This is a genomic window from Corynebacterium sp. AOP12-C2-36 (genome assembly GCF_052379185.1).
Taxonomy (GTDB): domain Bacteria; phylum Actinomycetota; class Actinomycetes; order Mycobacteriales; family Mycobacteriaceae; genus Corynebacterium.
Genome location: NZ_JBQSYJ010000004.1, coordinates 67,858 through 93,308, shown reverse-complemented (window position 1 = coordinate 93,308; position 25,451 = coordinate 67,858). Strand labels below are relative to the sequence as shown.

28 protein-coding genes are annotated in these 25,451 nt (G+C 70.2%); 16 read left to right on the top strand and 12 right to left on the bottom strand.

Annotated elements, in window-relative coordinates; translation table 11 throughout:
- Positions 1 to 12: 12 nt before the first annotated feature.
- A complete protein-coding gene (locus ACT3UN_RS04680; protein ID WP_441582440.1) occupies positions 13 to 951 on the top strand; it encodes an MmyB family transcriptional regulator in 939 nt (312 codons plus the stop codon).
- Positions 952 to 1,030: 79 nt separating this feature from the next.
- Here ACT3UN_RS04680 and ACT3UN_RS04675 read toward each other — a convergent pair whose 3' ends face one another.
- Together ACT3UN_RS04675 and ACT3UN_RS04670 are read right to left on the bottom strand one after the other, a co-directional pair.
- Positions 1,031 to 1,357 carry a hypothetical protein gene (locus ACT3UN_RS04675; RefSeq protein ID WP_441582439.1) on the bottom strand — a complete coding sequence of 109 codons (327 nt, stop codon included), beginning with the start codon at positions 1,355 to 1,357 and terminating at the stop codon, positions 1,031 to 1,033.
- A gap of 176 nt (positions 1,358 to 1,533) precedes the next feature.
- Positions 1,534 to 2,148 (bottom strand): DUF1707 SHOCT-like domain-containing protein, encoded by a 615-nt coding sequence (locus ACT3UN_RS04670; protein ID WP_301444087.1) that lies wholly within the window; start codon positions 2,146 to 2,148, stop codon positions 1,534 to 1,536.
- A gap of 56 nt (positions 2,149 to 2,204) precedes the next feature.
- Between ACT3UN_RS04670 and ACT3UN_RS04665 the strand changes: the two genes are divergently transcribed.
- From ACT3UN_RS04665 to ACT3UN_RS04650, 4 genes are all read left to right on the top strand, one after another.
- The gene (locus tag ACT3UN_RS04665) at positions 2,205 to 3,365 is read left to right on the top strand and encodes a glycoside hydrolase family 76 protein (RefSeq protein ID WP_301444088.1); all 1,161 of its coding nucleotides are present in this window, start codon (positions 2,205 to 2,207) and stop codon (positions 3,363 to 3,365) included.
- A gap of 126 nt (positions 3,366 to 3,491) precedes the next feature.
- The gene (fbaA, locus tag ACT3UN_RS04660) at positions 3,492 to 4,529 is read left to right on the top strand and encodes a class II fructose-bisphosphate aldolase (protein ID WP_441579334.1); all 1,038 of its coding nucleotides are present in this window, start codon (positions 3,492 to 3,494) and stop codon (positions 4,527 to 4,529) included.
- The gene (locus ACT3UN_RS04655) at positions 4,529 to 4,999 is read left to right on the top strand and encodes a DUF3151 domain-containing protein (protein WP_301444168.1); all 471 of its coding nucleotides are present in this window, start codon (positions 4,529 to 4,531) and stop codon (positions 4,997 to 4,999) included. The genes fbaA and ACT3UN_RS04655 overlap by 1 nt, the downstream gene beginning before the upstream one ends.
- An 81-nt stretch (positions 5,000 to 5,080) precedes the next feature.
- Complete coding sequence (locus tag ACT3UN_RS04650; RefSeq protein WP_441583147.1) at positions 5,081 to 5,998, top strand: endonuclease/exonuclease/phosphatase family protein; 918 nt, start codon at positions 5,081 to 5,083, stop codon at positions 5,996 to 5,998.
- A 41-nt stretch (positions 5,999 to 6,039) separates the two neighbouring features.
- On the opposite strand, the gene ACT3UN_RS04645 is transcribed toward ACT3UN_RS04650, so the two are convergent.
- From ACT3UN_RS04645 to ACT3UN_RS04630, 4 genes are all read right to left on the bottom strand, one after another.
- Positions 6,040 to 7,044: an alpha/beta hydrolase gene (locus ACT3UN_RS04645; protein ID WP_441583148.1), complete on the bottom strand. Its 1,005-nt coding sequence runs from the start codon at positions 7,042 to 7,044 to the stop codon at positions 6,040 to 6,042.
- Positions 7,045 to 7,082: 38 nt separating this feature from the next.
- Entirely contained in the window at positions 7,083 to 7,823 is a 741-nt protein-coding gene (locus ACT3UN_RS04640) for a DUF1345 domain-containing protein (RefSeq protein ID WP_444656493.1), read from the bottom strand.
- Between the two features lie 71 nt (positions 7,824 to 7,894).
- The gene (locus ACT3UN_RS04635; RefSeq protein WP_441582964.1) at positions 7,895 to 9,442 is read right to left on the bottom strand and encodes an MFS transporter; all 1,548 of its coding nucleotides are present in this window, start codon (positions 9,440 to 9,442) and stop codon (positions 7,895 to 7,897) included.
- Entirely contained in the window at positions 9,439 to 10,026 is a 588-nt protein-coding gene (locus ACT3UN_RS04630) for a TetR/AcrR family transcriptional regulator (RefSeq protein WP_441582963.1), read from the bottom strand. The genes ACT3UN_RS04635 and ACT3UN_RS04630 overlap by 4 nt, the downstream gene beginning before the upstream one ends.
- A 94-nt stretch (positions 10,027 to 10,120) precedes the next feature.
- Here ACT3UN_RS04630 and ACT3UN_RS04625 point away from each other — a divergent pair, with 94 nt between their 5' ends.
- Both ACT3UN_RS04625 and ACT3UN_RS04620 read left to right on the top strand, forming a co-directional pair.
- The gene (locus tag ACT3UN_RS04625) at positions 10,121 to 11,368 is read left to right on the top strand and encodes an FUSC family protein (protein ID WP_444656490.1); all 1,248 of its coding nucleotides are present in this window, start codon (positions 10,121 to 10,123) and stop codon (positions 11,366 to 11,368) included.
- A gap of 71 nt (positions 11,369 to 11,439) precedes the next feature.
- Positions 11,440 to 11,916, top strand: coding sequence for a GNAT family N-acetyltransferase (locus ACT3UN_RS04620; protein WP_301443125.1), 477 nt, complete (start codon positions 11,440 to 11,442; stop codon positions 11,914 to 11,916).
- A gap of 16 nt (positions 11,917 to 11,932) precedes the next feature.
- Here the strand turns inward: ACT3UN_RS04620 and ACT3UN_RS04615 are convergent, their stop codons facing one another.
- Positions 11,933 to 12,838: a hypothetical protein gene (locus ACT3UN_RS04615; RefSeq protein WP_301443126.1), complete on the bottom strand. Its 906-nt coding sequence runs from the start codon at positions 12,836 to 12,838 to the stop codon at positions 11,933 to 11,935.
- A gap of 82 nt (positions 12,839 to 12,920) precedes the next feature.
- On the opposite strand from ACT3UN_RS04615, the gene ACT3UN_RS04610 reads away from it, so the two are divergent.
- The 3 genes from ACT3UN_RS04610 to ACT3UN_RS04600 are packed head-to-tail and all read left to right on the top strand — an operon-like array spanning position 12,921 to position 15,138.
- Complete coding sequence (locus ACT3UN_RS04610) at positions 12,921 to 14,207, top strand: adenylosuccinate synthase (protein WP_441582962.1); 1,287 nt, start codon at positions 12,921 to 12,923, stop codon at positions 14,205 to 14,207.
- Between the two features lie 11 nt (positions 14,208 to 14,218).
- Positions 14,219 to 14,740 (top strand): GNAT family N-acetyltransferase, encoded by a 522-nt coding sequence (locus ACT3UN_RS04605; RefSeq protein WP_441582961.1) that lies wholly within the window; start codon positions 14,219 to 14,221, stop codon positions 14,738 to 14,740.
- An 11-nt stretch (positions 14,741 to 14,751) separates the two neighbouring features.
- Positions 14,752 to 15,138, top strand: a complete 387-nt coding sequence (locus tag ACT3UN_RS04600; protein WP_301443129.1) for an MGMT family protein — start codon at positions 14,752 to 14,754, stop codon at positions 15,136 to 15,138.
- Here the strand turns inward: ACT3UN_RS04600 and ACT3UN_RS04595 are convergent.
- Both ACT3UN_RS04595 and ACT3UN_RS04590 read right to left on the bottom strand, forming a co-directional pair.
- Positions 15,126 to 16,142, bottom strand: coding sequence for an NmrA/HSCARG family protein (locus ACT3UN_RS04595; protein WP_444656487.1), 1,017 nt, complete (start codon positions 16,140 to 16,142; stop codon positions 15,126 to 15,128). The two genes, ACT3UN_RS04600 and ACT3UN_RS04595, sit on opposite strands and share 13 nt — an antisense overlap.
- An 11-nt stretch (positions 16,143 to 16,153) precedes the next feature.
- The gene (locus tag ACT3UN_RS04590) at positions 16,154 to 16,624 is read right to left on the bottom strand and encodes a DUF6069 family protein (protein ID WP_301443131.1); all 471 of its coding nucleotides are present in this window, start codon (positions 16,622 to 16,624) and stop codon (positions 16,154 to 16,156) included.
- Positions 16,625 to 16,712: 88 nt separating this feature from the next.
- Here ACT3UN_RS04590 and ACT3UN_RS04585 point away from each other — a divergent pair, with 88 nt between their 5' ends.
- Positions 16,713 to 17,156, top strand: a complete 444-nt coding sequence (locus ACT3UN_RS04585; protein ID WP_444656485.1) for a MarR family winged helix-turn-helix transcriptional regulator — start codon at positions 16,713 to 16,715, stop codon at positions 17,154 to 17,156.
- A 158-nt stretch (positions 17,157 to 17,314) separates the two neighbouring features.
- On the opposite strand, the gene ACT3UN_RS04580 is transcribed toward ACT3UN_RS04585, so the two are convergent.
- Positions 17,315 to 18,325, bottom strand: a complete 1,011-nt coding sequence (locus ACT3UN_RS04580; RefSeq protein ID WP_441582959.1) for a zinc-dependent alcohol dehydrogenase family protein — start codon at positions 18,323 to 18,325, stop codon at positions 17,315 to 17,317.
- 88 nt (positions 18,326 to 18,413) lie between these two features.
- On the opposite strand from ACT3UN_RS04580, the gene ACT3UN_RS04575 reads away from it, so the two are divergent.
- Both ACT3UN_RS04575 and ACT3UN_RS04570 read left to right on the top strand, forming a co-directional pair.
- Positions 18,414 to 19,220 carry a hypothetical protein gene (locus ACT3UN_RS04575; RefSeq protein WP_441582958.1) on the top strand — a complete coding sequence of 269 codons (807 nt, stop codon included), beginning with the start codon at positions 18,414 to 18,416 and terminating at the stop codon, positions 19,218 to 19,220.
- A complete protein-coding gene (locus ACT3UN_RS04570) occupies positions 19,184 to 20,224 on the top strand; it encodes a nucleoside hydrolase (RefSeq protein WP_444656482.1) in 1,041 nt (346 codons plus the stop codon). Before ACT3UN_RS04575 ends, ACT3UN_RS04570 begins: the two co-directional genes overlap by 37 nt.
- Here the strand turns inward: ACT3UN_RS04570 and ACT3UN_RS04565 are convergent.
- Positions 20,205 to 20,708 carry a hypothetical protein gene (locus tag ACT3UN_RS04565; protein ID WP_301442681.1) on the bottom strand — a complete coding sequence of 168 codons (504 nt, stop codon included), beginning with the start codon at positions 20,706 to 20,708 and terminating at the stop codon, positions 20,205 to 20,207. The genes ACT3UN_RS04570 and ACT3UN_RS04565 overlap by 20 nt on opposite strands.
- Before the next feature lie 220 nt (positions 20,709 to 20,928).
- Between ACT3UN_RS04565 and ACT3UN_RS04560 the strand changes: the two genes are divergently transcribed.
- The 3 genes from ACT3UN_RS04560 to ACT3UN_RS04550 all read left to right on the top strand — a co-directional run bounded on the left by ACT3UN_RS04560 (position 20,929) and on the right by ACT3UN_RS04550 (position 24,321).
- On the top strand, positions 20,929 to 22,542 hold the full coding sequence (locus ACT3UN_RS04560; protein WP_301442682.1) for an AMP-binding protein: 1,614 nt from the start codon (positions 20,929 to 20,931) through the stop codon (positions 22,540 to 22,542).
- Between the two features lie 151 nt (positions 22,543 to 22,693).
- Positions 22,694 to 23,470, top strand: a complete 777-nt coding sequence (locus tag ACT3UN_RS04555; RefSeq protein WP_444656480.1) for a histidine phosphatase family protein — start codon at positions 22,694 to 22,696, stop codon at positions 23,468 to 23,470.
- On the top strand, positions 23,470 to 24,321 hold the full coding sequence (locus ACT3UN_RS04550; RefSeq protein WP_441582956.1) for a GntR family transcriptional regulator: 852 nt from the start codon (positions 23,470 to 23,472) through the stop codon (positions 24,319 to 24,321). The genes ACT3UN_RS04555 and ACT3UN_RS04550 overlap by 1 nt, the downstream gene beginning before the upstream one ends.
- Before the next feature lie 6 nt (positions 24,322 to 24,327).
- Here ACT3UN_RS04550 and ACT3UN_RS04545 read toward each other — a convergent pair whose 3' ends face one another.
- A complete protein-coding gene (locus ACT3UN_RS04545; RefSeq protein ID WP_441582955.1) occupies positions 24,328 to 25,413 on the bottom strand; it encodes an isocitrate/isopropylmalate dehydrogenase family protein in 1,086 nt (361 codons plus the stop codon).
- Positions 25,414 to 25,451: the final 38 nt, after the last annotated feature.

Here is a 25,451-nt window from a genome sequence, read left to right as displayed (position 1 = left end):
AGACTCGGGCGCATGAACCACGCAGACGCTGCACCCGGGCCGGGCAGTTCCGGCAGCCATTCCGGCAGCCACTCCGGTAGTCTCGGCGAGTTCCTGAAGTCCTGCCGGGACGCCATCACCCCGGCGACGGCGGGCATCGAGGACCGCAGCCGGCGGCGCAGGGTCCCCGGTCTGCGGCGCGAGGAGGTCGCCCAGCTGGCCGGGGTGTCCGTGGCGTACTACGTCCGGCTCGAGCAGGGGCAGGCGCACAACGCCTCCGACGAGGTGCTCCTCGCCCTGGCCCAGGCGCTGCAGCTGTCGGCCACCGAGACCGAGCACCTGCTGGACCTGGCGCGTCCCTCCCCGGTGAAGCCGGTCGCCCGCTCGCGTGCGGAGCAGCCGCACCCGCGGGCGCTGGCGATGCTCGACGCGCTCGGCGACCAGCCGGCGGTGCTGCTCGGAAGGCGTAACGACGCCCTGGGGTGGACGCCCACCGGCCACGCTCTGCTGGCACCGCACCTGCCGTTCGACACGTCGGACGCCAGGACGCGTCCGTCCCTGCCGCGGTTGCTCTTCCTCGACGAGACGGTGCGGGGCATGTACCGCGACTGGGAGGCGGAGGCGCGCACCTACGTGTCCTACCTGCGCTTCGTCAGCGGTAAATACCCGGACGACGCCCGCCTGGCGGAGCTCGTCGGCGAGCTCTGCATGAAGGACGCCGACTTCGCCGCCCTGTGGGCCACCGGCAGGGTCGGGACCTGCACGGCCGGGCGTAAACGTTTCCTGCACCCGCGGGTCGGGGAGATCACGGTGGACTTCCAGATCTGGTTGCAGGCCGACAGCCCCGACCACCGCCTGGAGGTGTACGCCCCGGTGGACGAGGCCTCGACGGACGCGATGACCCTCCTCCAGGGCATCGCACAGGAGAACCGGTCGGCGAGCGCTCCGGCAGGCCCGGTGCTCGGCGCCTGATCCTGAAACCCCACGCGGATGTTGGTCTCTGGCGTCGGCACCGACATCTGCGCGGGGTTTCAGGATGGGGTGCTGAGGATCACCAGAACTTGTCGACCCAGGCGGAGTAGCTGGCACCGCCGGGCAGGAAGACCTGGCCGAGGGAGTAGATGTCGGACGTGCCGATCCCGCGGACGAACGTTCCCGGTCGGGTGTCGCAGTTGCCCTGCGTGTATCCGCCGAAGACCGGCCCCATGTCCACGTCACGGTTGATGGTGCACGACACGGCGCCACCTCGTTCGATGGTGCTGATCGGGGTGGCGCTCGCTGCCGGGGAGGCGAGACCGGCGACCAGGCCGGCACCTGCTGCGGCGACGGCCGCGCGGGTGGCCCAGCGGCGGGTGGTGGGCGAGTTGGTACGGGTCATGAGGCATCCTCCTGTGTCGGAATAAGCGTTGATAAGGGTGCGGATGCCGGGGAACGTCATACCGCCGACATCATCGCAAAAGATTTACTTACATAAAAGCTTATATCCTTCAAGGATTCATCTGACACTGCTGTTGGGGTGGCGTGTCAGTCCCTGCCGGCCCCTGCTAGCCCCTGTCAGTCCCGGTCATCGCGCTCCCGGCCCCGATCACGCGACTCCAGCTCCTGCATCCGCTCCGCGGCGCGGCGCAGCCGGTCCTTGCGCGTCTCCTGGTCGGCCTCCTTGATCTCCTCGAAGAGCTCCTCGTCCTCGTCGGAGTACTTCAGCAGCATGCGCGGCACCGACAGCGTCACGATCAACGACGGCCACACGATCCACGCGTTGCTGACGTCGAACACGAACTGCAGCAGCAGGAAGGTCACCAGGGTCACGCCCAGGATCGCCCCGTCGATGCTCTGCACCAGGTTCCCCCGCTTGCGCAGGCTCTCCACCTCCGCGGCCTCCGGGTCGCGCGCGGCGAGACCCGTCTCGGCGGCAGGATCCAGCGCCGCGTCCTGCCCCGGTACCGCGACAGCGGTGCCCTCGGCGTCGAAGGGCAGACCACCGGGCAGGTCGTCGAACAGGCCACGCAGTTCCCCGAGGGTACGGGCGGCGGCCACGGCGCCGGAACGCTCGTTGAACTCGGAGTCGTCCAACCGGCCGTCGGCGAAGTGCGCCCCCAGCACGCTCATCGCGTGGATCCGGTCGTTGTCGCTGAGCCTCAACCTGTCCGTACCGTCGGCACTGTTCATGTGGTCAGGCTACCAATACGTGCGAAGCCCTAAGGTGTGCAGGCACAATGTGAGTTATGCAGGAACGTTGGGACCACCGAGCCGACCTCGCCGAGCAGGCCATCACCGAGCGCCACGGCGGGCGGCTCTGGGGCGTGCCGCGAACCAACCTCGCCGTCGTCGCCTGGCCGCCGACCACGCGCGACAAGCTGTACTACCGCTGGCACTACTGGTGGCAGGCCCACTACATCGACTGCCAGGTGGACGCCGCGCAGCGCCGCAACACCCGGCTGCGCCTCAGCTTCATCCGCCGCACCATCCGCGGCATGCGCATCCGCAACTTCGGGCGGCTCACCCGCAACATCTACTACGACGACAAGGCGTGGCTCGCCCTCGCGCTGGAGCGTGTGGAGAACCTCGAGCGCTACGGCAAGGTCCGCTACCGCAGCGCCCTGGAGGCCGACATCCTCGACGGCGTCGACAGCCTCACCGGCGTGATGCCGTGGCGCGAGGGGGAGACGTTCTACAACGTGCCCACCAACGGCCCCGTCGCGATCCTCGCCGCCCGGACCGGACGCATCGAGCTCGCCGAGCAGCTCATCGACTGGGTCCACGCCAACCTGATCAACACCGACGGTCTGGTGATGGACGGCATCAAGATGAAGCTCTCCGGCCCGGAGAACGTCACCGAGATCCACGCCTACTGCCAGGGCGTGATGATCGGGGCGAACCTGGAGCTCGCCCGCGCCCAACGCCGCGCCGCAGGCATCGCCATGGACGCCGTCGACCCGATCGGCACCCAGGCGATCACCCGCGTGCACCGCCTGGTCGAGGCCGTCTCCCAGCACATGACCACCCCGAACTGGTCGCTGGACTGGAAGGCCCGCGGCGGCGACAACGGGCTGTTCAAGGGGATCCTCGCGCGCTACCTCGCCCTGGTCGCCACGTCGCTGCCCGGCGACGACCGCTCCAGCGCGGCGACGCGGCGGCTCGCCCGCCGGATCGTCCTGCGCTCGGCGGAGTCGGTGTGGCGCTACCGGTTGGAGATCGACGGGCTGCCGGTGTTCCCCGCATCCTGGGGTGGGGACGCGGTGCTGCCGCAGGCGGGCGGACTGATGGGGGCGGCCCTGTCGGGGTCCGCCGCGGCGGCAGAAATCCCGGAACGTGACCTGTCGGTCCAGCTCTCGGGGTGGATGCTCATGGAGGCGGCAGCCACCGTCACCCACGACGGCTACTGACCCGGGCGTCCGGGGAGGGCCGGGCGGGTGCCGCGGATCGTCCGGCAACTGACAGATTCGCCCGGGCACGGCATACTTGAGGGAAGAACGCCGACCCGCTCGTCGAACCCACACGGAGGAACACCCATGCCCATCGCAACACCCGCCGTCTACCGCGACATGCTGGACAAGGCCAAGGAGGGCGGCTTCGCCTACCCGGCCATCAACTGCACCTCGTCGGAGACCATCAACGCCGCCCTCAAGGGCTTCGCCGACGCGGAGTCGGACGGCATCATCCAGTTCTCCACGGGTGGCGCGGAGTTCGGTTCCGGCCTCGGCGTGAAGAACATGGTCGCCGGTGCCGAGGCCCTGGCGCACTTCGCCCACCACGCCGCCAAGCACTACGGCATCAACGTCGCGCTGCACACCGACCACTGCCAGAAGGAGAAGCTCGACACCTACGTGCGCCCGCTGGTTGAGATCTCCCGCAAGCGCGTCGAGGCCGGCGAGAACCCGCTGTTCCAGTCGCACATGTGGGACGGCTCGGCCGTGCCGATCGACGAGAACCTCGAGATCGCCAAGGACCTGCTGCCCAAGTGCGCCGCGGCGAACATCATCCTGGAGATCGAGATCGGCGTGGTCGGCGGCGAGGAGGACGGTGTCGAGGCCAAGGCCGGCGACAACCTGTACACCACCGCCGAGGACTTCGAGAAGACCGTCGACGCCATCGGCGCCGGTGACCAGGGGCAGCGTTACCTGCTGGCCGCCACCTTCGGCAACGTGCACGGCGTGTACAAGCCCGGCAACGTGAAGCTGCGTCCGGAGGTCCTGGACATGGGCCAGAAGACCGCGGCGAAGAAGCTCGGCCTGTCCGAGGACGCACAGCCCTTCGACTTCGTCTTCCACGGCGGTTCCGGCTCCGAGAAGGAGAAGATCGAGGAGGCCCTGCGCTACGGCGTGGTGAAGATGAACGTCGACACCGACACCCAGTACGCCTTCACCCGCCCGATCGCCGGCCACATGCTCTCCAACTACGACGGCGTGCTGAAGATCGACGGCGAGGTCGGCAACAAGAAGGTCTACGACCCCCGCTCCTTCATGAAGAAGGCCGAGGCCGCCATGACCGAGCGCATCATCGAGGCCTGCAACGACCTGCACTCCGTCGGCACCACGGTGTCCAAGTAATGGCGGAGCAGATCCGTAAGGGACGCGACCTCTTCGGTGCCGAGCACCCGGAGGTGCGTCTGCCCGCCGAGCTCGCCACCGCGGTGACCGGCTCGGAGTCACTCGAGGAGCTCGAGACCCTCGCCGTGGCGAACCCGAAGGACTCGGGTGTGTGGGCCGCGTTGGCCGCCTACCACCTGTCCCAGGGGGCCGACGGCGGTGCCGGCACGGAGCGGGTCACCGCCTACGCCTGCGCGCGTACCGGCTACCACCGTGGGTTGGACGCCCTGCGCACCAACGGCTGGCGGGGCACCGGCCCGGTGCCGTGGTCGCACGGTCCGAACCGTGGCGTGCTGCGCGCGATCATGATGCTCGCGACCGCCGCCCGCGCGATCGGCGAGGAGGACGAGTACATCCGCTGCCTCAACCTCGTCAACGACTGCGACCCGGGTGCCGCGGACGCCATGTCCGCCGGGAACGCAGGGGAGTAGTCGCCACTGCGTCCCGTCCTGCGCGTCGTCTCCGTCGCTGCCGTCGTCGCCCTCGTCTGTGCCTTTCTCGGGTGCCTGACGTTGGCGTCGACGCCGTTGTGGCGCATCACCGCAGCGCTTCCCGACCGTCTGGCGCGGTTCGTCCCGGCCGCGCAGGCGGTCTTCATGGTGGGCGTGGCCGGCGCGGTGTTGTGCACGCTCGTGGTGTGCTGGCTGGGGTGGCGTCGGCGTTCGCCCTGGCCACCGGTGGTCGCCGCGGCCCTCGCCGTGGCCGTGGCGGTGCCCGTCGGCGTGGTGACCACGCAGGCAGGTTCCGGTGGGTCGGGAAATACGGGGGACACGGGGGATACGCTGCGCGTGATGGCGCTGAACACCTACTTCAACGGCGCGGACGACGCCTCGATCGTGGCGCAGACCCGCCGCCTGGACCCGGACGTCCTGATCCTGTCGGAGACAGCGCCGGACGAGGTCGCCGCCGTGGAACGCGGCACGGGGCTGGTCGCCACCGCGCCGGTGCGCGACACCGGAGGTGCGTCCGGCACTGCCGTCCTCGTCCGGCAGGACGCCGCGACGTCGGCGGGTACCGTCACCGCCGACCGGGGGCTGACCGGCCACCAGACCCCGTCCGTGCAACTCGTCGGACAGATGAGCACCGAGGTGGTCGGCGTGCACACCCGGCCGCCGGCGTACAGCGACCTCATCGGTGGCTGGTCGCGTGACCTCGGGACGCTGCGCGAGGAGTTCGCCGGCTCGGAGTCACCGGTGGTGCTGGCGGGCGACTTCAACGCCACCGTCGCCCACCCGGAGTTCCGCGACCTCCTCGACACCGCGGGGCTGACGGACTGCGGTGGCGGGCTCACCGCCCCGACGTGGCCCGACCGGTTCCCGCTGGTGCGCATCGACCACATCCTCGTGCGGGACGGCACCTGTACCGACGGCGGTACCGTGCAGGTCGACGGCACCGACCACCGTGGCGTGTGGGCGGACGTGACGTTCTGACGTTCGCAGCGTCCTGACCTGACCTGTCCTGACCTGGCCTGCTACCGCGGCGCGGCGAGGAGTCGGGCGACCCAGGCGTCGCGTGCCTTCAGGGCGTCCCGGCTGACCGCGGCGTCCGGCACGATCATCGCCGAGCCGTGGAAGGCGCCTGCCCAGACGTGCAGTTCGGCCTGCACACCGGCGGCCCACAGCGCGGAGGCGTAGGCGACGTTCTCGTCGCGGAAGACCTCGGCGGTCCCGCAGTCGATGAACGCCGGCGGCAGCCCGGCCAGACCGTCCGGCTGCTCCGCCGTCCGGGCCGGGGCACAGTGGGCGGGAACGTCGGCGCCCCCACGTGCCTCACCGAGCAGGCAGGACCAGCCGAAGTTGTTGTCGCCGCGGTCCCAGACGCCCGTCCCGTCGATCTGACGCGCCGAGGTGCTGGAGTCGCGGTCGTCGAGCATCGGGCTCATGAGGATCTGACCGAGCAGGTCCGGGCCCCGCCGGTCACGGGCGAGAAGGGCGGTGCCGGCCGCGAGCCCGCCGCCGGCGCTGGTACCGCCGACGAGGATGCGGTCGGGGTCCACGTCCAGTTCCGCGGCGTTGGCGTGCATCCACACCAGCCCGGCGTAGGCGTCCTCGACCGGGGTCGGAGCCGGGTGCTCGGGGGCGAGGCGGTAGGCGGGGGTGAGCAGCACGGCGTCGTGCTCCAGGACCCAGGGTGCCATGAACTCCACGGCGTCCAGGCGCCGTCCGCTGACCATGCCACCGCCGTGGAGGAAGTAGATCCCGGGACCGGCCGCACGCTCACCGCGTCCCGCCCGGCTGACCACCGTGGCGGGGAGCTCGGCGCCGTCGTGGCCGGGCACGGTGATCTCGCGGGTGACCAGGCCCAGTCCGTGGAGGTGCTCCAGGGTCTGTGCGGTGCGGTCCCGCGAGCGCATGGCGGGCAGGTCCTCGACACCCAGCTGCGGCGGGGTCATCTGGCGGATCACCTCCAGGGTGGGGAGGAGTTCCGGGTCGAAGGGCGGGTGGGAAGGACGCGATGCAGGACGCGATGTGGTCATGGTGTCCACTCTGCCACCGGGTGCGGCGCGGCGCGGTGTCAGCCTCCGGTGAGTCCGCCGAAGAGCAGCGACACCATCATCGCCACGATCACGGTGTTGAAGATGAAGGCCAGCAGGACGTGGCTGCGCAACTTGCGCCACATCGCCTGCGACGTGGCCTGTGCCGGGGCGCCGACGGCCATGGTCGAGACCATGGCCGAGAAGGTCAGGTAGTCGGCGAAGCGGAGTTCCTCGGGGAAGTCGAACTTCACGTGGGGCGTCTCGTCCGGCTCCTGCAGGACGCTGACCTGCATGTAGTCCAGGGCGAAGGAGTAGACCATCAGCGCCCACGAGCTGGCGACCGTGGCGAGGCCCAGCAGGACGACCACCGGGTCCTCCCGGGCGCCCGGGGACAGGGCGATGGCCACGGTGACGACCACCGCCATCGTCGCCGCGGCCGCCGTCCAGTCCGTCGGGCCGGTGAGCCCGGAGAATTTTCCGGTCCAGCTGCGCCGGGCGCGGGAGTCTCGGGCGGCGACGTCGCGGACGGCCGCCGTGTCGGCGTGCGCGTACACGCGGTGCGTCCACCAGAGGTAGTAGGCGGTGAAGGACAGCCAGTAGACCAGGAAGAACACGATCGGCGGGGCGATCGTCCAGCCGGACGTCGCGGTGCCGGTGGTCAGCAGGGCGATGCCGACCCCTGCCGCCGCGGTGAGCAGGGCGAGGGCGGTGCTGACGTTGGCGCGGAAGAGGTCGCTGCGGATCCGGTGCCCGGTGCGTGAGGTTGTCTCGGCGGCCATGCGCGCCAGTGTAGACAGGCGCGGGCACGGGCTCGCCGTGGCGGCCCTCGCCGCCTGATCCGCGCGTGGCGTCAGTGCGCCGCCTGCGTGCCCTTCGGGGTGACCAGGAAGACCGCGGTACCGACCACGACCATGATCACCCCGCCGATGAGTCCGGCGACCTGCAGGGAGTCGGTGAAGGCTTCGGCCGCACTCGTGGCCAGTGAGGGCAACTGCGCTTCCTCGGCGATGTGCATCGCCGCGCCCAGCGACTCCCCGGCCGGGTCGACCAGGGCGGACGGCAGGCCGAGCCCGGCGGCCAGGGAGGTCAGGTGGTCGCGGAACACCAGTGCCGAGACGCTGCCGAGCACCGTGATGCCCAGGACCGCACCCAGCTCGTAGGACGCCTCCTCCAGCGCCCCGGCGTTGCCCGCCTTCTCCTCCGGTGAGCCGCCCATGATCATCGCCGACGCGATGGCCAGTGACCCGACCCCGGCGCCGACGAAGAGCATCGCCACCAGGATCGTGGCGTAGGTGACCTCGCCGGGGGCCACGCCGACGTAGAGCAGCCCGACCCCGGCGAGGACCAGTCCGCCGGCGAGCACGGCGCGTGAGCCGAGGCGTCGGCTCAGCGGGGGAGCGGCGATGGACGACAGTGCCGCGGCCACGGCGACGGGGATGAGCTTCACGCCGGTCTGGATCGGTGAGTCGCCGTCGACCAGCTGCATCCACTGGGCGAGCAGCAGCAGGGCGGCGATCATCGCGAAGGTGGAGCCCAGTGCGGCGATGATGCCGGCGGTGAAGGCCCTGTTGCGGAACAGGCGCAGCTCCAGCAGCGGGGAGTCGCTGCGCAGGCAGCGCACGGTGAACCAGGCGAGGATCGCGACCGCGGCGGCGAAGGCGGCCAGCGCGCCGGGCACGGCGAAGGACGCCTCCTTGCCGAACTCCTTGACCGACCACACCAGCAGCACCATGCCGACCATGGACTGCACCGCCGCGAAGACGTCCCAGCGTCCGGGGTTGGCCACGGTGGACTCGGGCAGCAGGAAGTAACCGGCCACGATGGCGATGCCCATCAGCGGGACGTTGACCAGGAAGGCGGCGTGCCAGCTGAAGTGTTCGAGCAGGACGCCGCCGACCAGCGGGCCGAAGGCGGCACCGAGGCCGGAGACCGCGGCCCAGATGCTCAGGGCGGTGGCGCGTTCCTTGAGGTCGGTGAAGATCACGCGGATCATCGACAGGGTCTGCGGCATGATCATCGCGCCGCCGACGCCGAGGAAGGCGCGGATCGCGATGATCTGCCCGGCACTGTCGGCGACGACGACGAGCAGGGAGGCGATGATGAAGAAGCTGTAGCCGAGCATCAGCATCTTCTTGCGTCCCCAGCGGTCGGCCACCGCCGACCAGGACACCAGCAGTCCGGCCAGGACGAGGGAGTAGACGTCCACGATCCACAGCTGCTGGGTGGAGGTCGGCTGCAGTTCGGCGGCCATCTCCGGCAGGGCGATGTTGAGGATGGTCATGTCCATGGTGATCACCAGCAGGCTGGCGGTGAGCACGGCGGTGGCCGCCCAGCGGGCGGTGCGCGACATGCCGTCCGAGGGGTGGGACGGTGCCGGCGGGGAGGACGGTGCGGTCACGGGGTGGGCTCCTGGGTGTCGGGCATGGCGAGCAGGGCGGTGAGTACGGCGGTGATGGACGAGGTGTCGGTTGCCCCGTCGTGCAGGGCGGCGTGCACGGTCAGCCCGTCGACGTAGGCGACGGCGGCCGCGGCGCGCGGGCGTCCGAAGCGTCCTGCGAGAAGGTCGGTGAGCTGGTCGGACCACTGCAGGGCGAGGGTGCGAAGCGAGGGGTCGGTCATCGCGGTGCTGGTCATGGCGAGGCTGGCGTGGACCTGGCGGGGGTCCGCGAGGAAGTCGTGCAGGATCCCGGCGCAGCGGGCGATGGTCTCCTCCACCGCTCCGGAGCCGTCGAGGGTCTCGAGGATCCCGGCGACCTCGGCCAGGGCCTCGTCGTTCTCGTCGGCGAGTGCCTGCAGCGCCTCGTCGCGCAGGTCGTCGATGGAGGCGAAGTACTGGGTGGTGGAGCCCACGGCGACGTGCGCGCGGGCGGCGACGGCGCGGTGGGTCAGGCAGGACGCCCCGGCCTCGCAGATGAGTTCGGCGGCGGCGTCGAGGATCGCCGCGCGGCGTCCGGCGGGGTCGCGTTTGCCTGGTGTGGGCACGGTTCGGGGCCTTCCTGTTGATGTACAGATGTACATGTACATGTGTACATCACGTGGGGGTGAACCGCCAGCGACGCGTGCCACAATGGACCCCATGACGGACAGCCGGAAGCAACGTGAGAGGCGGGCACGCGAACGCCCCCGGGCCCGGGCGCGCGCCGGGGTGAAGGCCGCGGCGGAGTCGCTGCGCCGCTTCGCCGTCGTCGAACGCGTCAACCGCATGCGCGGCAGCTCCGTCTTCGCCCTGCAGTGCGCCGTCTCCGCCGGGCTGGCCTTCTTCATCGCCCACAACATCATCGGCCACGAACAACCCTTCTTCGCCCCCATCGCCGCGGTCATCAGCCTCGGCGCCTACGGCGGCAAACGCGCCCGCCGCGGCCTGGAGATCGTGCTCGGCGTGTCCGTCGGCATCGGCATCGGTGACCTGGTGATATCCCAGGTCGGGGAGGGTGCCTGGCAGATCACCGTGGCCGTCTTCGTGGCCATGCTGCTCGCCGTCTTCGTGGACAAGGGCGTGCTCGTGGCGAACCAGGCCGCCAGTTCCGCGGTGCTGGTCGCCACGCTCATCCCGCCGGGCGACCAGGCCGGCTGGGAGCGCATGGTCGACGCCCTGATCGGCGGGCTCGTGGGCCTGGTCGTCGTCGCCGTGATCCCCAACAGCCCGCTACGCACCGCCCGCCGCGAGGTCGCCCACCTGATCAGCAAGGCCGCCCTGGTGCTCGACGACGTGGCCCAGGGCATCGAGGAACGCGACGTGGACCTCATCGAGGAGGCCCTGGTCACCGCCCGCAGCACCCAGGCCGGGGTCAACGAGCTGATGACCTCCGTCGGCGGCGGCGACGAGGTGGTCAACATCTCGCCGTTGTACTGGTCGGCGCGAAGATACACCCGCTCGATGAACCGCATCCTCACCCCGGTCGACAACGTGATGCGCAACTCGCGCGTGCTTGCCCGACGTGCCGAGATCATGGTCGGCGACGGCGTGGTGCCGGACCCGGAGATGGCACGCCTGCTCCGCGACCTCTCCGACGCCCTCGGCCACCTCGGCACCGTCTACGCCTCCGGCGGCACCCGCGGCACCCGCCAGGAGATGGTCGAGATCCCCGAGATCACCCGCCGCCTGCAGGTTCTGGCCGGACGCGCCGACCTGAGCGTCGCCGACGGATCGAGCCTGTCCGGCACGGTGGTGCTCGCGCAGTGCCGCTCGATCATCGTGGACTCCCTGCAGATCTGCGGCATGTCCCGGGAGTCGGCGATGTCCGTGCTGCGCCCCACCGTGGACGACCCGCGCTTCCCGCCGGAGGTGTGGGGCGAGGGCCCCGAGGGCGCGCCGGGGGACTGAGCGCGACTGTGCCGGCACAGAGCTGGACCTGTGCCGGACGGTGCACCGCGTTCCTCGGATACAGTGTGGGTATGGCAACAACCGCGCTGTCCGACATCACCGTCAAAAGGTGGGCCGACCTGGACACCACCGAGGTCTACGCGATCGCCCGCCTGCGCTCCGAGGTCTTCCTGCGCGAGCAGAAGGTCGAGGACGAGGAGCTCGACTGGCGTGACCTGGACGACGGCACCCTGCACATCTTCATCAGCAACGGCCGCGAGGTCGTGTCCTACCTGCGTACCCTCGCCGTGCCCGCCCTGTGGGACGTCCCCGGCACCGCCGTGGTGCGCCGGGTGCTCGGAAGGGTGGCGACCGACCCGCGCTTCCGCGGCCGTGGCCTGTCCGGCCAGCTGGTCGCCCGGGCGGTGGAGCTGCACTCCGGCGAGCCGATCGTGCTGCACGCCCAGACCTACATCACCGGCCTCTACGCCAAGCACGGCTTCGAGGTCTACGGCGAGGAGTACGACGAGGGCGGCATCCCGCACCTGTCGATGGTGCGTCCCGCCTGAGAATCAGCGCCGGAAATCAGCGCCGGACGAACTGACCGTCGCGCAGGTGCCGGTAGAACGTCACCTTCGACGTGGTCCGCGGGTGCACAACCCCGTCGCGCACCACCGTGAGCTCCACGCCCCCGGCCTGCAGTGCACGCCCGGACAGTACCGCGTCCGGGTCGACCTCGCCGAGGTCCGCCGGACGGCGGAACAGGCGACGCCGCGGCGTGACCGCGGCCGCCGCGTCGTCCCACACCGACGGGGTGAGCAGGCGCGTGGCGGCCAGCCCCGGGGCGTCCACCGTGGGCACCAGTCGGGCGCCGAACGCGCCGGCCCGGCCGTCCCAGCGCCGTGAGCCGGTGTTGGCGAACAGGGTCTGCGAGTCCACGATGATCTCGCCGACCATCTCCTCACCGGCGCGGAAGATCTCCGCCGAGCCCAGGGTGACGATGCCGGAGTCGTCGCGCACCACCGCGGTGGGGCGCACCGACGCGGTCATCGCGAAGTTCAACGCCGCCACCGTCGGACCATTGTCCGCCGGCGCGTCCCCTCGTGTGTCCCCTGTACCCAGCTGCCAGTTCTGCGCCACCACCGACGTGCCCACCGGCACGAACCCGACCGCGATCCACATCGCGTCGATGCGCATCAGCCGGGTGACCACCGCGGCGAGCGCCGCGTCCGACCCGACCACCACGACGCGCACCGGACGGTCCGGACGCTGCGGGGCGAACTGCGGTGCCCCCTGGTGGGGGACGTCCGGCGCGGCGGCGATCTCGTCGAGCCCCGGCGTGTCGTCCACCGGCAGGTGCGCGGCGGCGAGGTCGTCGAGCAGACGCAGGTCGCGGCGTCCCGGCACGTCGGGCAGGGTGACGGCGTCGGCGACCACCGCGCCGACGAGATCGGCGGCGCGGGGTCCGCACGCGAGCACAACGGTCGTCATGGTGACCAAGGGTACGTGACCGGCTACACTGTTCAGTTGGTCAACACAAGATAAACCGGAACGGAAAGCGACGGCAGGTCTCATGACAGCAATCATCGTGGTCGGAGCGCAGTGGGGCGACGAAGGTAAGGGCAAGGCCACCGACATCCTCGGCGGCCGGGTCGACTACGTGGTCAAGCCCAACGGCGGCAACAACGCCGGCCACACCGTCGTCGTCGGTGGGGAGAAGTACGAGCTCAAGCTCCTGCCCGCCGGGGTGCTCAGCGAGAACGCCGTGCCCGTGATCGGCAACGGCTGCGTGGTGAACCTCGAGGCCCTGTTCGAGGAGATCGACGGACTCGTCGCCCGCGGTGCCGACGCCTCCCGCCTGCGTGTCAGCGCGAACGCCCAGCTCGTCGCGCCCTACCACCAGGTGCTGGACAAGGTCTCCGAGCGCTTCCTCGGCAAGCGCGCCATCGGCACCACCGGCCGTGGCATCGGGCCGTCCTACGCGGACAAGGTCTCGCGCATCGGCATCCGCGCCCAGGACCTGCTCGACGAGTCCATCCTGCGGCAGAAGGTCGAGGGAGCGCTGAACCAGAAGAACCAGATGCTGGTGAAGCTGTACAACCGCAAGGCCATCGACGCCGACGAGATCGTGGACTACTTCCTCAGCTACGCCGAGCGCCTGACCCCGATGCTCATCGACGCCGAGCTGGAGCTCAACCAGGCGCTCGACGAGGGCAAGTCCGTGCTCATGGAGGGCGGCCAGGCCACGATGCTCGACGTCGACCACGGCACGTACCCCTTCGTCACCTCGTCGAACCCCACCGCCGGCGGCGCGTGCGTGGGCTCGGGCATCGGCCCGACGCGCATCACCAGCTCCCTGGGCATCATCAAGGCCTACACCACCCGTGTGGGTGCCGGCCCGTTCCCCACCGAGCTCTTCGACAAGTGGGGCGAGTACCTGCAGACCACCGGCGGTGAGGTCGGCGTGAACACCGGCCGTAAGCGCCGCTGCGGCTGGTACGACTCCGTCATCGCCCGCTACGCCTCCCGGGTCAACGGCTTCACCGACCTGTTCGTCACCAAGCTCGACGTGCTCACCGGCATCGGTGAGATCCCGATCTGCGTGGCCTACGACGTCGACGGTGTGCGCCACGACGAGATGCCGATGAGCCAGACCGACGTGCACCACGCCACGCCGATCTACGAGACCATGCCCGCCTGGGACGAGGACATCTCCGGCGCCCGCACCTTCGCCGACCTGCCCACCAAGGCGCAGGACTACCTCAACCGGCTCGAGGAGCTCTCCGGCTGCCGGATCTCCTACGTGGGTGTCGGCCCGGGTCGTGACGAGACCATCGTGATCAACGACGTCCTGGCCTGATGGGGTCCCGCGTGTGGCCGACGCTCCCGGAGCGTTTCGCCGCCGGCGACGGCCGCGAGATGCGTCTGGTGACCGCGCAGGACGCCGCGGCGATCGAGGCCGCGTTGCCGGAAGGCCAGCGCGCGGAGACCTTCCACTTCTTCACCGTGCGACCCTTCCCGTTGGCCGAGTTCATCGCGGACCCCGCCAAGCGCACCTACGCGTTGTGGTCCGGTGATCGGCCGCTGGCCTGCACCACCGTGTACAACACCGACGAGGACGCCGGCTCGGTGATGCTCGGCTACACCTGGGTCATGCCGGACGCCCGGGGACGCGGTGGCGCGGCGAACCGCGACCTCAAGTCCGCGATGTACCGCGTCCTCGGCGAGGCAGGGGTGCGTGAGGTGTGGTTCCGTGCGGACGTGGAGAACCTGCGTTCCTGCCGCTCGATGGAGAAGAACGGCGCCGAGCGGATGCACGAGGAGGACGCCCCGCGCGTGTACCCCGACCGGACCTCGCGATCGGTGTTCTACCGCCGGTCCCTGTCCTCGTAGCGGCTGGTCAGGTGGGCGATCTGGGTGACCTGCATACTCAGGTCGGGGAGGTCCTCGCCCTCATCGAGGATGGTGAGGTCACCGGCTACGGGGAGATCGCCACGGCGCTCGGACTGCCCCGAGGTGCCCGCGCGGTGGCCCGTGTGCTGGCCGGAGGAGGTTTCGGCTGGGACCTGGCCGCCCCGGTGATCCCGGTGGGCACGGTGCGCGGTGGACGTGGCAAGGCCAAGCACTTCGTGGTCCCGGAGATGGGGGAGGGCCCTGACTCCCGCTCGGGCGGTCTGGCCCGACGCGCGGTGTCCTTCACCCACGACGGCGACAACCTGCTCATCCCCACCGGCCAGTGCCTCGATGCTGAAGAGATCGCCGAACGCCTCGACGGATCTCACTCGCGCTGATTTTCACCGGCTCCCGCGCCCGTCGGAGGAGGGGGAGCGCGCTCCGTCCCGGCCGATGTTCGCCGAGACAGCAACCCCGGAGGTTGGTCACACCAACCCCTGGGGTTGCTGACTGCCCGGCGGTTAAGGTCTGGCATCCAGCGGTTAGTTGTGGGCGGCCCATCCGACTTCGTGGCCCAGGCGTTGAGGTCGAGGAGGCCCGGGTCGAGTTCACGCGTGATGGCGAAGTCGGCCCGGTAGGCAGGGAGGTCGGCGAACCACGCGAACATCGTCGCCGCATCACCTGGGCCAGCCAAGACATCGAGGGGGAGAGGCTCGTATCGGGAGGGGAGCCCGACGGCGTCGCCGAACACCTTCGCGATCTGCGAACCGGTGAGTTCATCGCCGGCGATCTCCACGTCAGCCGCCTCTACCGGCGTGCCTCCAAGCAACACCGACGCATTGACTCGCCCGATGTCTCGCACTGCGATCCTCTGCAGAGGAATGTCGTCCGGCAATGGCATGCGGACGACCACGGTGCCGTCTTCGACGTTGATCCCCATGCCCAGTAGGTTCTCCATGAAGAACACCGGGCGGACGATGCTGGCATGGATCCCTAGCGACCTGATGTACTCCTCGACACGACGCTTGCTGTCGAAGTGGGCGATCCCCGTGTTGCGTTCGGCCCCTCCGACGGAGCTGAACACGAGGTGGGTAAGTCCCGTTCGCTTGGCGGCGTCGGCAATGGCTCTACCTGTACTGATCTCGAAATCCGTGCCGTCAAGACCGATCGGGGCGGTCATGGCGAATGCGGCGTCGACGCCGGTCAGGACCTTGTCGAGACTGCCGGGGTCGGTGAGGTCCCCCGGTACTACCTCGACTCCACGTTCTGCCAGGTCTGTGCCCTTCTGTCCCTCCGGGTCGCGGACAAGTGCGCGGACGGAAACTGACCCGTCCTCGAGGAGTGCGTCGACGACGGCACCGCCCTGCTGTCCGGTGGCTCCGAATACTGCGATGGTGGTCATATTGTGTCCTTTCAGTGGAGTTTGTTGGTGAGTCCGGTGGACCAGGCGATGGCCGCGACGAGGTGCATGGCAGCCAGCGACAGTGTGGTCGCGGTGTCCTGCGCGACGACGAACGGGCTCGCCGTCGAAAGCAACGCCACCGACAGTCCGAGCCATAACGCGACAGTCCTGAAACGAGGAGTCCGACGGGCGATCAGCCACGTTGCGGCGCCGGCCCCCAACAGGGGAATGAGGGTCGCGGTAATGGTCATAGGCATGGTGATCTGCGAATAAGCGGAAGAATCGATAGTCATTGACGCCCCGGCTGCGGATCCGCCTGCGAAGACCAGGGCGTTGGCGACTGTTGCGCCGACGGTGATGATGGCGTGGCGTCCCAGCTTGAATGGCGCAGCGGCTCGCAGGTTTCGTTTGGGAGGCTGCGCCCAGGTCTGAGCAGGGGCCTGTGTCGGGGCTGCTTCCGGGGTGGTGCGGGTTGAGGTCATGAGTTCCTCGCTGTCTGGTCGGTTACTTGGTAGTGGACTGGACAATAGTTGAGTACTCAAGCATTGGCAAGTCATGTATTGTTGCGGCATGAGTAAGCACGATGCCGAGATAGCTGAGTCGCGGGTCCTCGCCCGCATGGTCGTGACGGTGGCGGAACGAGCACGCGCGGACTTCGCTGCCGCAGTGGAGCCTCTTGGCGTGCCGGTCCATCTGGCCCGGACCGTCCTGCTGTTGGGTGAACCGCAGTCGATGCGCTTCGTGGCAGGTGAACTGGCCTGCGACCCGTCGCATGTCACGGGTATCGCCGATCATCTCGAGGAGCGTGGGCTGGCATATCGAGTGTCCGGAGCGGACCGGCGCATCAAGATGCTGAAGCTCACGGAGGAAGGGGAGGCGTTGAGGCTGCAGCTCGCTGAGGTGGTGAATACGGAAGCGCCGTTCGGGGCGCAGTTGGATGCGTCGCAGAAGCAGGTTTTCCGTGAACTGCTCGGGCTACTTCTCGAACCCGTGGGAGAAGGGGAGAAAAACTGAGGCCCCTGCCACGCCGGCGGCTGGATGGGGATTCTGCGGCGACGGGGCGGGACTCGGCGATGTCATCTGACTCATGCCCCAGGTCAGGAAACAGCCGATTCTTGACCTGGGGCATGAGTCAGATGACATGGGGGCTGGTGCAGCAGCTTCACGGCTGGTCAGGCCCACGGGTCGATGAGGATCTTGCCGCGCCCGAAACCACTGCCGCCACCGCCAACACCACCGCCCCCCAGCACCCCGGGCAGTCCGTCCAGCCCGGTCTCCACGGAGACGGGGGTGTGCAGCAGGCCGCGTCGCTGCAGGTCGAAGACCGGGGTGAACAGCTCGGGGAGGAGGTGGCGCGGATGGGAGTGCACGGTGTCGCGTAGGCGGAGCATTTCCACGCGGGTGCCGCGTCGTCCGTCGAAGCAGTCCATGGGCAGCGGTTCACCGGAGAGCAGTCCGTAGAGCACCAGGGTGCCTCCGGGGGCCAGGGCGTCGACCAGGTCGGTGCCGAGAGATCCGCCGATGCAGTCGAGGATCACGTCCGGCCCGCCGGACGTCCCGAACCGCGACCGTAGCTGCGTGCGCCAGTCGGGCTCGGCGGTGCTGACCAGGCCGGACCACCGTTCGGGGTCGGCGACGGTGCTGCCCGGTGTGCCGCGCACCAGTCCGACCGGGCGCAGCGACGTCCACTCGGTCAGCAGCTCGGCCAGGTGCCCGGCGATGGCGGATGTCGCTGCGGTGACCAGTACGGAGGAGGCTCCCGCGCAGTGTCGTGTCACCAGCATGGAGGCGGTCAGCGGGTTGATGTAGGAGAAGCAGGCGGTGCGGTCGGACAGGTCCTCCGGCGCCGGCACGCACCAGGAGTGCTCCACGGAGCGGCGTTGCTGCCAGCAGCCGGGCCCACCCAGCGGCAGGACGCGGCGTCCGACGAGGTCCCGCAGGTGGGAAGGTACGTCGCGCCCCACGGCCTCGACCACGCCGACGCCCTCGAAACCGGGGACCATCGGGAAGGTGGTGCGTGAGGCGTACGCCCCGGAGACCGTCACGGCGTCGGACGGGTTGACGGTGGTGGCGGTCATCCGGACGGTCAGCTCGGTGGGGCCGGGCGGGCCGGGCTCGGCGACGGTGTCCACGGTGACGACCTCGTCGAGCGGTCCCGGGCGGTCGGCGACTGCTGCTCTCATGGGGTGGCAGTCTAGTCTGCGGTGGCGGGGGTGGTTCACCACCCCAACGCTTACGGCGGTGATACGCATCACCATAGAATGGGTCGGCATGACCCTCGGCTTCCTCTTCTTCCGTCCTTGTGCAGGTGACAGCTACCGTCCCGACGAGGATCTCGTCGCCGAGGCGCACAGGATCCACGAGGAACTCGGCGACGACATGAGCGCCACCACCCACCCGGAGGCGTTCCGCCGCGGTGGTGGGGACCCGCACCCGGGGCGTCCTGCGCCGCGGTCGGTGGCGGCCCTGGCGGCGTGGGTGAACGAGCACTGCGACTTCGGCGGCGCGGGGGTCGCCGGGGTCGACTCCTTCACGGTGCTGGAGTACCCGGTGGTGCCGGCGAACGACGTGCTGCACGTGGTGCTGCCGTTCTCCGAGGCGGCGACCACGGGCCCCGTGCTCCAGGACAAGGCCTGTGAACTGGGGTTGTGCATGGTCGACGACATGGAGCAGATCTGGGTGAACCCGACCGGGGTGGACCGTGGGCTGCGGATGCGCTCGTCGGTGGGCACGGTGACGTTGCACGTGGACGCCGGCAGCGTGCACGCCACGCTCGCCGCGGACGCCGACCGGCGGGAGCGTTCCGACGACGGCATCCCCTACGTGGTCGTGGAGTCGGGGTTGGCCGGCGGGAAGTCGGCGTTGGAGGCGTCCGCGGTCGGGCACGTCACCTTCGTGCAGGCCGCCCGCCTGGGCAACGGCTGGGTGGTGGAGTACCGGACGCGGCGGTCTCACTTCCGGCGGCACGCCGGGGACCTGGCGTCGGTGGTGCAGGACGTCGCGGCGTTCGCCGACGGCGACGCGTCCTTCCTCTCCCTCGGGTGGGACGACGCCACGGCGGAGACGGTGCAGCGGTGAGTGCGCGGGACGCCCCGACGCGGGTCGTCGCCGACGTGGACACCGGTATCGACGACGCGTTGGCGCTGGTGTGGTTGGCCTCGAAGCATCGGTCGGGTGCCATTGATCTGCAGGTCACGACGTCGGCGGGCAACACCACCGCGGCGCTGGCGGCGCGGAACTCCCTCGAGGTGCTGCGGGTCGCCGGGGCGTCGGACGTCCCGGTCGTGGCGGGCGCGCAGGCGCCGCGGGTGCTGCCGCTGACGACCACGCCGGAGACGCACGGCCCGGAGGGGTTGGGGTACTGGACGCCGCATGTGCTGAACGTGCCGGACGCGTCGGACGCTGCGACGGCGGTGGCGGCGTGGCGGCGTGCCGCCCCGGAACACCTGCTGGTGGCGGGGCCGGCGACGAACCTGGCCTACGCGGTGGAGCGCGCCCCGGAGGTGCTGCGCGGCGCGCAGGTGACGCTGATGTGCGGGGCGTTCACCTACCCGGGTAATACGACTCCCACGGCGGAGTGGAACACGTGGGTCGACCCGCACGCGTTGTCCTTCGCGCTGGAGAACTGGCCGGAGGGGGCGGTGCCGCCGGTGATCTGCCCGTTGAACGTGACCGAGCAGGTGCTGTTGACCCCGGAGCGTCTGGAGGCGATGCTTGCCGGGTTTGCCGGTGAGCTGCCGGACCTGCTGCGTGACGCACTGCGGTTCTACTTCGAGTTCCACGAGTCGGTGGGTGTCGGCTACCTCGCGCAGATCCACGACCTGGCCGCGGCGATGGTGATGCTGGGGGAGGTCGGGGCGGACTTCCGGGCGGCGACGGTGGCGGTGGAGGCGGAGTCGGCGCTGCTGCGCGGCACGACCGTCGCCGACTGGGTGGACGGCGGCGCGGCGGGCACAGAAGACACGGCGGTGGGCCCGTACTGGGGACGTCCGGCGAATGCCCGCGTCCTCACCGGACTGGACCCGGACGAGGTGTTCGCCCGGTTCGCCTCTGCGCTCACGGTCACAGGTACCAGGAGATGACGAGGTCGCCGAAGAACCCGAAGAGCACGCCCCAGGCGATGATCGCGACGCCCTGGAACAGGTAGACGGCCCGCTTGTCCGCGCCCAGGGCCACCAGGGTGGGGCCGGTGATCTGGCTGGCCAGGATGATCGGCCCCAGCAGGGAGACGCCGGGCACGCCGAGTTTCTCCACGTAGCGGGCGATCTTCCGCTGGCGGTTGCTCGTGGTCTTTTCGCCACCGCGCCTCGAGGTGGTGGCACGGCGGGCACGGGCGGCCAGGGCGATCAGGGCGAAGGTGGAGAGCACGTTGCCCAGCACCGCGGTGGCGACGACGGCGGCCGACGGTTCGATCCCCAGGGCCACGCCGAGGAAACTGCCCAGGTAGGACTCGATGAAGGGCACTGCACCGGCGAGCAGGATCACGAGGAACTGCTGCCAGGGCTCCACCGAGGCGGCGTACTCCGCGAAGCGTTGGAAGAGGTCTGCGATGGTGTCGGAAATCATGCCCCCGATTCTGCTGGCGGTGACTTCCCCCAGGTAGGGCCACCTGTCAGGGATGCGACTGACGGATGTCATCACCGAGCAGGTCCTGGGTGGGCCGAATACGCTGCGGGAGGGGGACCTCGGACGGTAGTTTGATCCTCAAAGCGCAACAGTGTGACCGCGGCCACCGCACGGTGGTCCCGGGAGCCGACGCGAGAGCCGAGAGACCAGGAGAGCCACCGTGCCAGTCGCGAGTCCCTACCCCCGCATCGACGTGCCCGACATCAGCGTTTACGACCAGGTCTTCGGGACCCTCGCACCCGGCGACGAGGAGCGTCCGGCCGTCACGGACTCCGCCACCGGCGTAACCGTGAGCTACGGTGAGCTGCGCCAGCAGGTCGACCTCTTCGCCGGGGCGCTGGCCGCCCGCGGGGTGGGGGTGGGCGACGTCGTCGCCCTGCACTGCCCGAACACCCACGCCTTCGTCGTGGCCTTCCACGGCATCCTGCGCGCCGGGGCGACGGTGACCACCGTCGGTTCACTGAACACCGCCGAGGACGTGGCCAAGCAGGTCACCATCGCCGGGGCGTCCCTGCTGTTCACCGTCGAGATGCTCGGCCCCAACGGCGCCGACGGCGCCCGAAAGGCAGGGCTGTCGGACGAGGCGATCGTCGACCTCACCGACGGCACGCAGGGCCTGGCGGCGATGCTGCAGCAGGGCCACCCGGCCCCGGAGGTGACGATCGACCCGGCGTCCCACGTGGCCGTCCTGCCGTTCTCCTCGGGCACCACCGGTGTGCCCAAGGGCGTGCGGCTGAGCCACACCAACCTCGTGGCCAACATCCTGCAGACCCTGCCGCAGCTCACCGAGAACGGGCAGGACCGCAACTCCTCGGTGATGGCCGTGCTGCCGTTCTTCCACATCTACGGGATGAACACGGTGCTCAACACCACGCTGGCCAACCGGGCGCACCTGGTGACCATGCCCTCGTTCGACCTGAAGACCTTCCTGGAGCTGCACCAGGCGCACGGCATCGACTTCTCCTTCGTGGCCCCGCCGATCGCCGTGGTGCTGGCGAAGCACCCGCTGGTCGACGACTACGACCTGGACAAGCTCAAGACCCTGCTCTCCGGCGCGGCCGCCCTGGACCACGCGCTCGCCGCGGCGGTGCAGGAGCGTCTCGGCGTCACGGTGGTGCAGGGCTACGGGATGACCGAGACCTCCCCGGTGACCCACACCGGCATCCGTGGCACCACCCCGTTGGAGTCCATCGGCCTGCCGGTGGCGAACACCGAGTGCAAGGTCGTGGACCTCACCGACGAGGCCCTCGGCGAGATCCTGCCGCCCGGCAACGAGGGCGAGAAGTCCGACTCCGGTGAGATGTGGGTCCGTGGCCCGCAGATCATGCTCGGCTACCTCGACAACGAGGAGGCCACACAGAACACCCTCGTCGGCGACGGCTGGCTGCGCACCGGTGACGTGGTGGAGTACGACCACGAGGGCAACGTGTACGTGGTCGACCGGGCCAAGGAACTGATCAAGTACAAGGGCTACCAGGTCGCCCCGGCGGAGCTCGAGGCGTTGCTGATGACGCACGAGGACGTCGCCGACGCCGCGGTCGTCGGATTCATCCGTGAGGAGGACGGCGAGGAGCTGCCGCGCGCCTTCGTCGTCGCCCAGGTGCACGACGGGGAGCCGGTCACGGTGGACAAGGACGCCTTGATCGCGTGGGTCGCCGAGCAGGTCGCCCCGTACAAGAAGATCCGCATGGTGGAGGTCGTCGACGAGATCCCGAAGTCCGGCACCGGCAAGATCCTGCGCAAGGACCTGCGCGGGGTGCCGGTCAGCGGGTAGCGGCGTCCCCGCTCCGGCGCACGGTGCGGGACTCGGGCCCGTTCGTGAACGCAGCATCGTATAACCTGGGGAAAAACTCAGTGAACCACTGTTCAACCGGCAGTGGCGCAGATGCCGACGGCGGTCCGCCCGCCAGGGACAGGAGCGAACGATGGCACTGATCTACCTCGTGCGTCACGGCCAGGCCGGCGCAGGGATGTCCGGTTACGGCGGTGCCGGTGACGAACGTTCGGTGGAGAGCCGGTACGACGGGCTGACCGACCTGGGACGACGCCAGGCGGCGACGGTGGGCGAGGCCTTGGCCCGTCGTCTCGACGGTGGCCCACGCCTGCCGGTGATCTGCGGCCCGCTGCACCGCCAGCACGACACGGCCGCCGCCGTCGCCCGGGCGCTGGACGGTACCGAACCGGCCGCCGAACCTGTCACCGACACAGCGTGGAAGGAGCTCGACTCCGACTCCGTCGTCGTGCCGTGGCTGCGTCGCAACCCGGAGACCGCCGCGCGGTTGAAGGCGGCGACGGGGCACGATGAGGACGCACCGGACGCCGCCCCGGTGATGCGCGAGGTGCTCGCCGGCGCGATCGGGGAGTGGGTCGGCGGGGAGAGCTTCCGCCAGTTCCGGGCCACGGTGCTCAGCGGGCTGACCCGCGCCGCAGCGTCCGCACGCCAGGACGGTGGTGCGGTGGTCGCCACGTCCGCCGGGGTGATCGCCACCTGTACCGCGGCGGTGTCCGGCCTGTCGCGTCAGGTCGTCCCGCCGCTGATGGGGCGGGTGTACAACGCCTCGGTGACGGTGATCAAGGTCGCCGACGAGCCGCGGGACCCGCGGGCGGGTTACGTGGGGGCGGAGCTGGTGTCGTTCAACGAGCACGCGCACCTGGACCGCACCGACGCCACCGGCGCCCGTCCGGAACTCACGCTGCTGTAGTGGACGCGACACCGCTCGCCGAGCAGCTGAGTACCCGTATCGTCGACGACCTGCGGCGCAACGGTGCCGTGGAGGGCACCCGCCTGGTGGAGCGCACCCTGGCCGGGCAACTGGGGGTGTCGCGCACGCCGGTGCGTGCCGCGCTGGCGCTGCTAGTGGAGGCCGGGACGGTGCGACGCGACGGCCGCGGCCACGTCCTCGCGCAGCTTCCGCCCGCCGGGCAGGACGCGGGGCCGGAGGAGGCCGCCTACCTCGCGATCGCCGGCGACCGGCTCGACGGAGAGCTGGGCGAGCAGGTGACCGAGAACGCGCTGATGCGACGCTACGGCCTGGGCGCCGGGCAGCTGCAGCAGGTGCTGCGACGCATCGCGTCCGAGGGGTGGGCCGAACCCGCGCCGGGCTACGGGTGGCGCTTCCGCGAGGTGCTGACCTCGTCGGACGCCTACCGGCAGAGCCACCGCTTCCGGCTGATCGTGGAGCCCGCCGCCTTGCTGGAGCCCGGTTACCGGGTGGACGTCGCCGAACTCACGGCGCGCCGCGCCGAACAGGTCGCCCTGGCCGACGGGCGTGCGGTGCAGGTGAGCGTACCGGAGCTGTTCGACCTGAACTCCCGCTTCCACGAGGTGCTCGTCGCCGGCGCGCACAACCCCTTCCTCGTGGACTCGGTGGCGCGGGTCAACCGGCTGCGCCGCCTGCAGGAGTACCGCAGGACGCTGCGTCCGGCGCGCGCGCAGGCGCGTTGCGCCGAGCACGTCGCGATCGCCGACCTGGTGCTGGACGGACGCCTCGCCGAGGCGTCCGCCCTGCTCGGTGAGCATCTCGGCGGGGTCGCGGAGGAGAAGGGGAGGTAGGGACGTCTACCGGTCGCTGGGCCGGTCACCCAGCTGTGCGGTGACCGCCGCGGCGAACTCCGCGGTGCCCAGCGTTCCGCCGAGGTCACCGGTGCGGGTGGCGGGGTCGTCGAGGACGGCGTCGACGGCGGCGGTGAGTTCGGCGGCCGCGGCGCACAACGCCGGCCGGTGCTTCTTGTTCCCGTACCAGTCGAGCAGCATCGCCGCCGACAGGATCAGGGAGGTGGGGTTGGCGATGCCGCGGTCCTGGATGTCGGGGGCGGAGCCGTGCTGCGCCTGGGCGACGGCGATGTCCGCGCCCACGTTCAACGAGCCGGCGAGGCCGAGGCTGCCGGAGAGCTCCGAGGCCTCGTCGGACAGGATGTCGCCGAACATGTTGGTGGTGACCAGCACGTCGAACTCCTGCGGGCGGCGGATGAGGTGCGCGGCCGCGGCGTCGACGATCAGCTCCTCCAGCTCCACGTCCGGGTAGTCGGCGGCGACCGCGCGGACCTCGCGCAGGAACAGTCCGTCGGTGAGTTTCAGGACGTTGGCCTTGTGCACCGCCGTGACCTTGCCGCGGCGGGTGCGGGCCAGGTCGAAGGCGGCGCGGGCGACCTGACGGCTGGCGTGGGCGGTGATCTTGCGCAGGCTGAAGGCGGAGTCCTCGTCGGGCATGAACTCGCCGCCGCCGGCGGCCATGTTGCGGTCGGCGTAGAAGCCCTCGGTGTTCTCCCGCACGATCACCAGGTCCATCGGGTCGCGCAGCACGGACAGCTGCGCCAGGCCGGGGCGGGTGCGGCAGGGCCGCAGGTTGGAGTACAGGTCGAAGGTGGTGCGCAGGGCCCCGGAGGGGTTGACGCCGCCCTCGGACGCCGGCGGGTAGTCGTAGTGGGACACCGGGCCGAGGATTACGCCGTCGACCTGCGGGACGCGCTCGAGGACGCGGGGCGGCAGGGTGGTGCCCTCGGCGGCGAGGGAGGCCAGGCCGACGGTGTCCTGCTCGACCTGGAGGCCCAGGTCGCGGGTGGTGTCGAGGTGGTGCAGGACGTCGAGGGTGGCGGTGGTGATCTCCGGGCCGATGCCGTCGCCCGGGAGTGTCAGGATTCTCATGTTTGGTACTTTACATGAGTGAAAAACCAAACGGAGCG

Coding starts and splice junctions, on each gene's coding strand:
- ACT3UN_RS04680 (WP_441582440.1), top strand. CDS start 13: ATGAACCACGCAGACGCTGCACCCGGGCCGGGCAGTTCCGGCAGCCAT.
- ACT3UN_RS04675 (WP_441582439.1), bottom strand. CDS start 1,357: ATGACCCGTACCAACTCGCCCACCACCCGCCGCTGGGCCACCCGCGCG.
- ACT3UN_RS04670 (WP_301444087.1), bottom strand. CDS start 2,148: ATGAACAGTGCCGACGGTACGGACAGGTTGAGGCTCAGCGACAACGAC.
- ACT3UN_RS04665 (WP_301444088.1), top strand. CDS start 2,205: ATGCAGGAACGTTGGGACCACCGAGCCGACCTCGCCGAGCAGGCCATC.
- fbaA (WP_441579334.1), top strand. CDS start 3,492: ATGCCCATCGCAACACCCGCCGTCTACCGCGACATGCTGGACAAGGCC.
- ACT3UN_RS04655 (WP_301444168.1), top strand. CDS start 4,529: ATGGCGGAGCAGATCCGTAAGGGACGCGACCTCTTCGGTGCCGAGCAC.
- ACT3UN_RS04645 (WP_441583148.1), bottom strand. CDS start 7,044: ATGACCACATCGCGTCCTGCATCGCGTCCTTCCCACCCGCCCTTCGAC.
- ACT3UN_RS04640 (WP_444656493.1), bottom strand. CDS start 7,823: ATGGCCGCCGAGACAACCTCACGCACCGGGCACCGGATCCGCAGCGAC.
- ACT3UN_RS04625 (WP_444656490.1), top strand. CDS start 10,121: ATGACGGACAGCCGGAAGCAACGTGAGAGGCGGGCACGCGAACGCCCC.
- ACT3UN_RS04620 (WP_301443125.1), top strand. CDS start 11,440: ATGGCAACAACCGCGCTGTCCGACATCACCGTCAAAAGGTGGGCCGAC.
- ACT3UN_RS04615 (WP_301443126.1), bottom strand. CDS start 12,838: ATGACGACCGTTGTGCTCGCGTGCGGACCCCGCGCCGCCGATCTCGTC.
- ACT3UN_RS04610 (WP_441582962.1), top strand. CDS start 12,921: ATGACAGCAATCATCGTGGTCGGAGCGCAGTGGGGCGACGAAGGTAAG.
- ACT3UN_RS04595 (WP_444656487.1), bottom strand. CDS start 16,142: ATGACCACCATCGCAGTATTCGGAGCCACCGGACAGCAGGGCGGTGCC.
- ACT3UN_RS04590 (WP_301443131.1), bottom strand. CDS start 16,624: ATGACCTCAACCCGCACCACCCCGGAAGCAGCCCCGACACAGGCCCCT.
- ACT3UN_RS04585 (WP_444656485.1), top strand. CDS start 16,713: ATGAGTAAGCACGATGCCGAGATAGCTGAGTCGCGGGTCCTCGCCCGC.
- ACT3UN_RS04580 (WP_441582959.1), bottom strand. CDS start 18,325: ATGAGAGCAGCAGTCGCCGACCGCCCGGGACCGCTCGACGAGGTCGTC.
- ACT3UN_RS04575 (WP_441582958.1), top strand. CDS start 18,414: ATGACCCTCGGCTTCCTCTTCTTCCGTCCTTGTGCAGGTGACAGCTAC.
- ACT3UN_RS04565 (WP_301442681.1), bottom strand. CDS start 20,708: ATGATTTCCGACACCATCGCAGACCTCTTCCAACGCTTCGCGGAGTAC.
- ACT3UN_RS04555 (WP_444656480.1), top strand. CDS start 22,694: ATGGCACTGATCTACCTCGTGCGTCACGGCCAGGCCGGCGCAGGGATG.
- ACT3UN_RS04545 (WP_441582955.1), bottom strand. CDS start 25,413: ATGAGAATCCTGACACTCCCGGGCGACGGCATCGGCCCGGAGATCACC.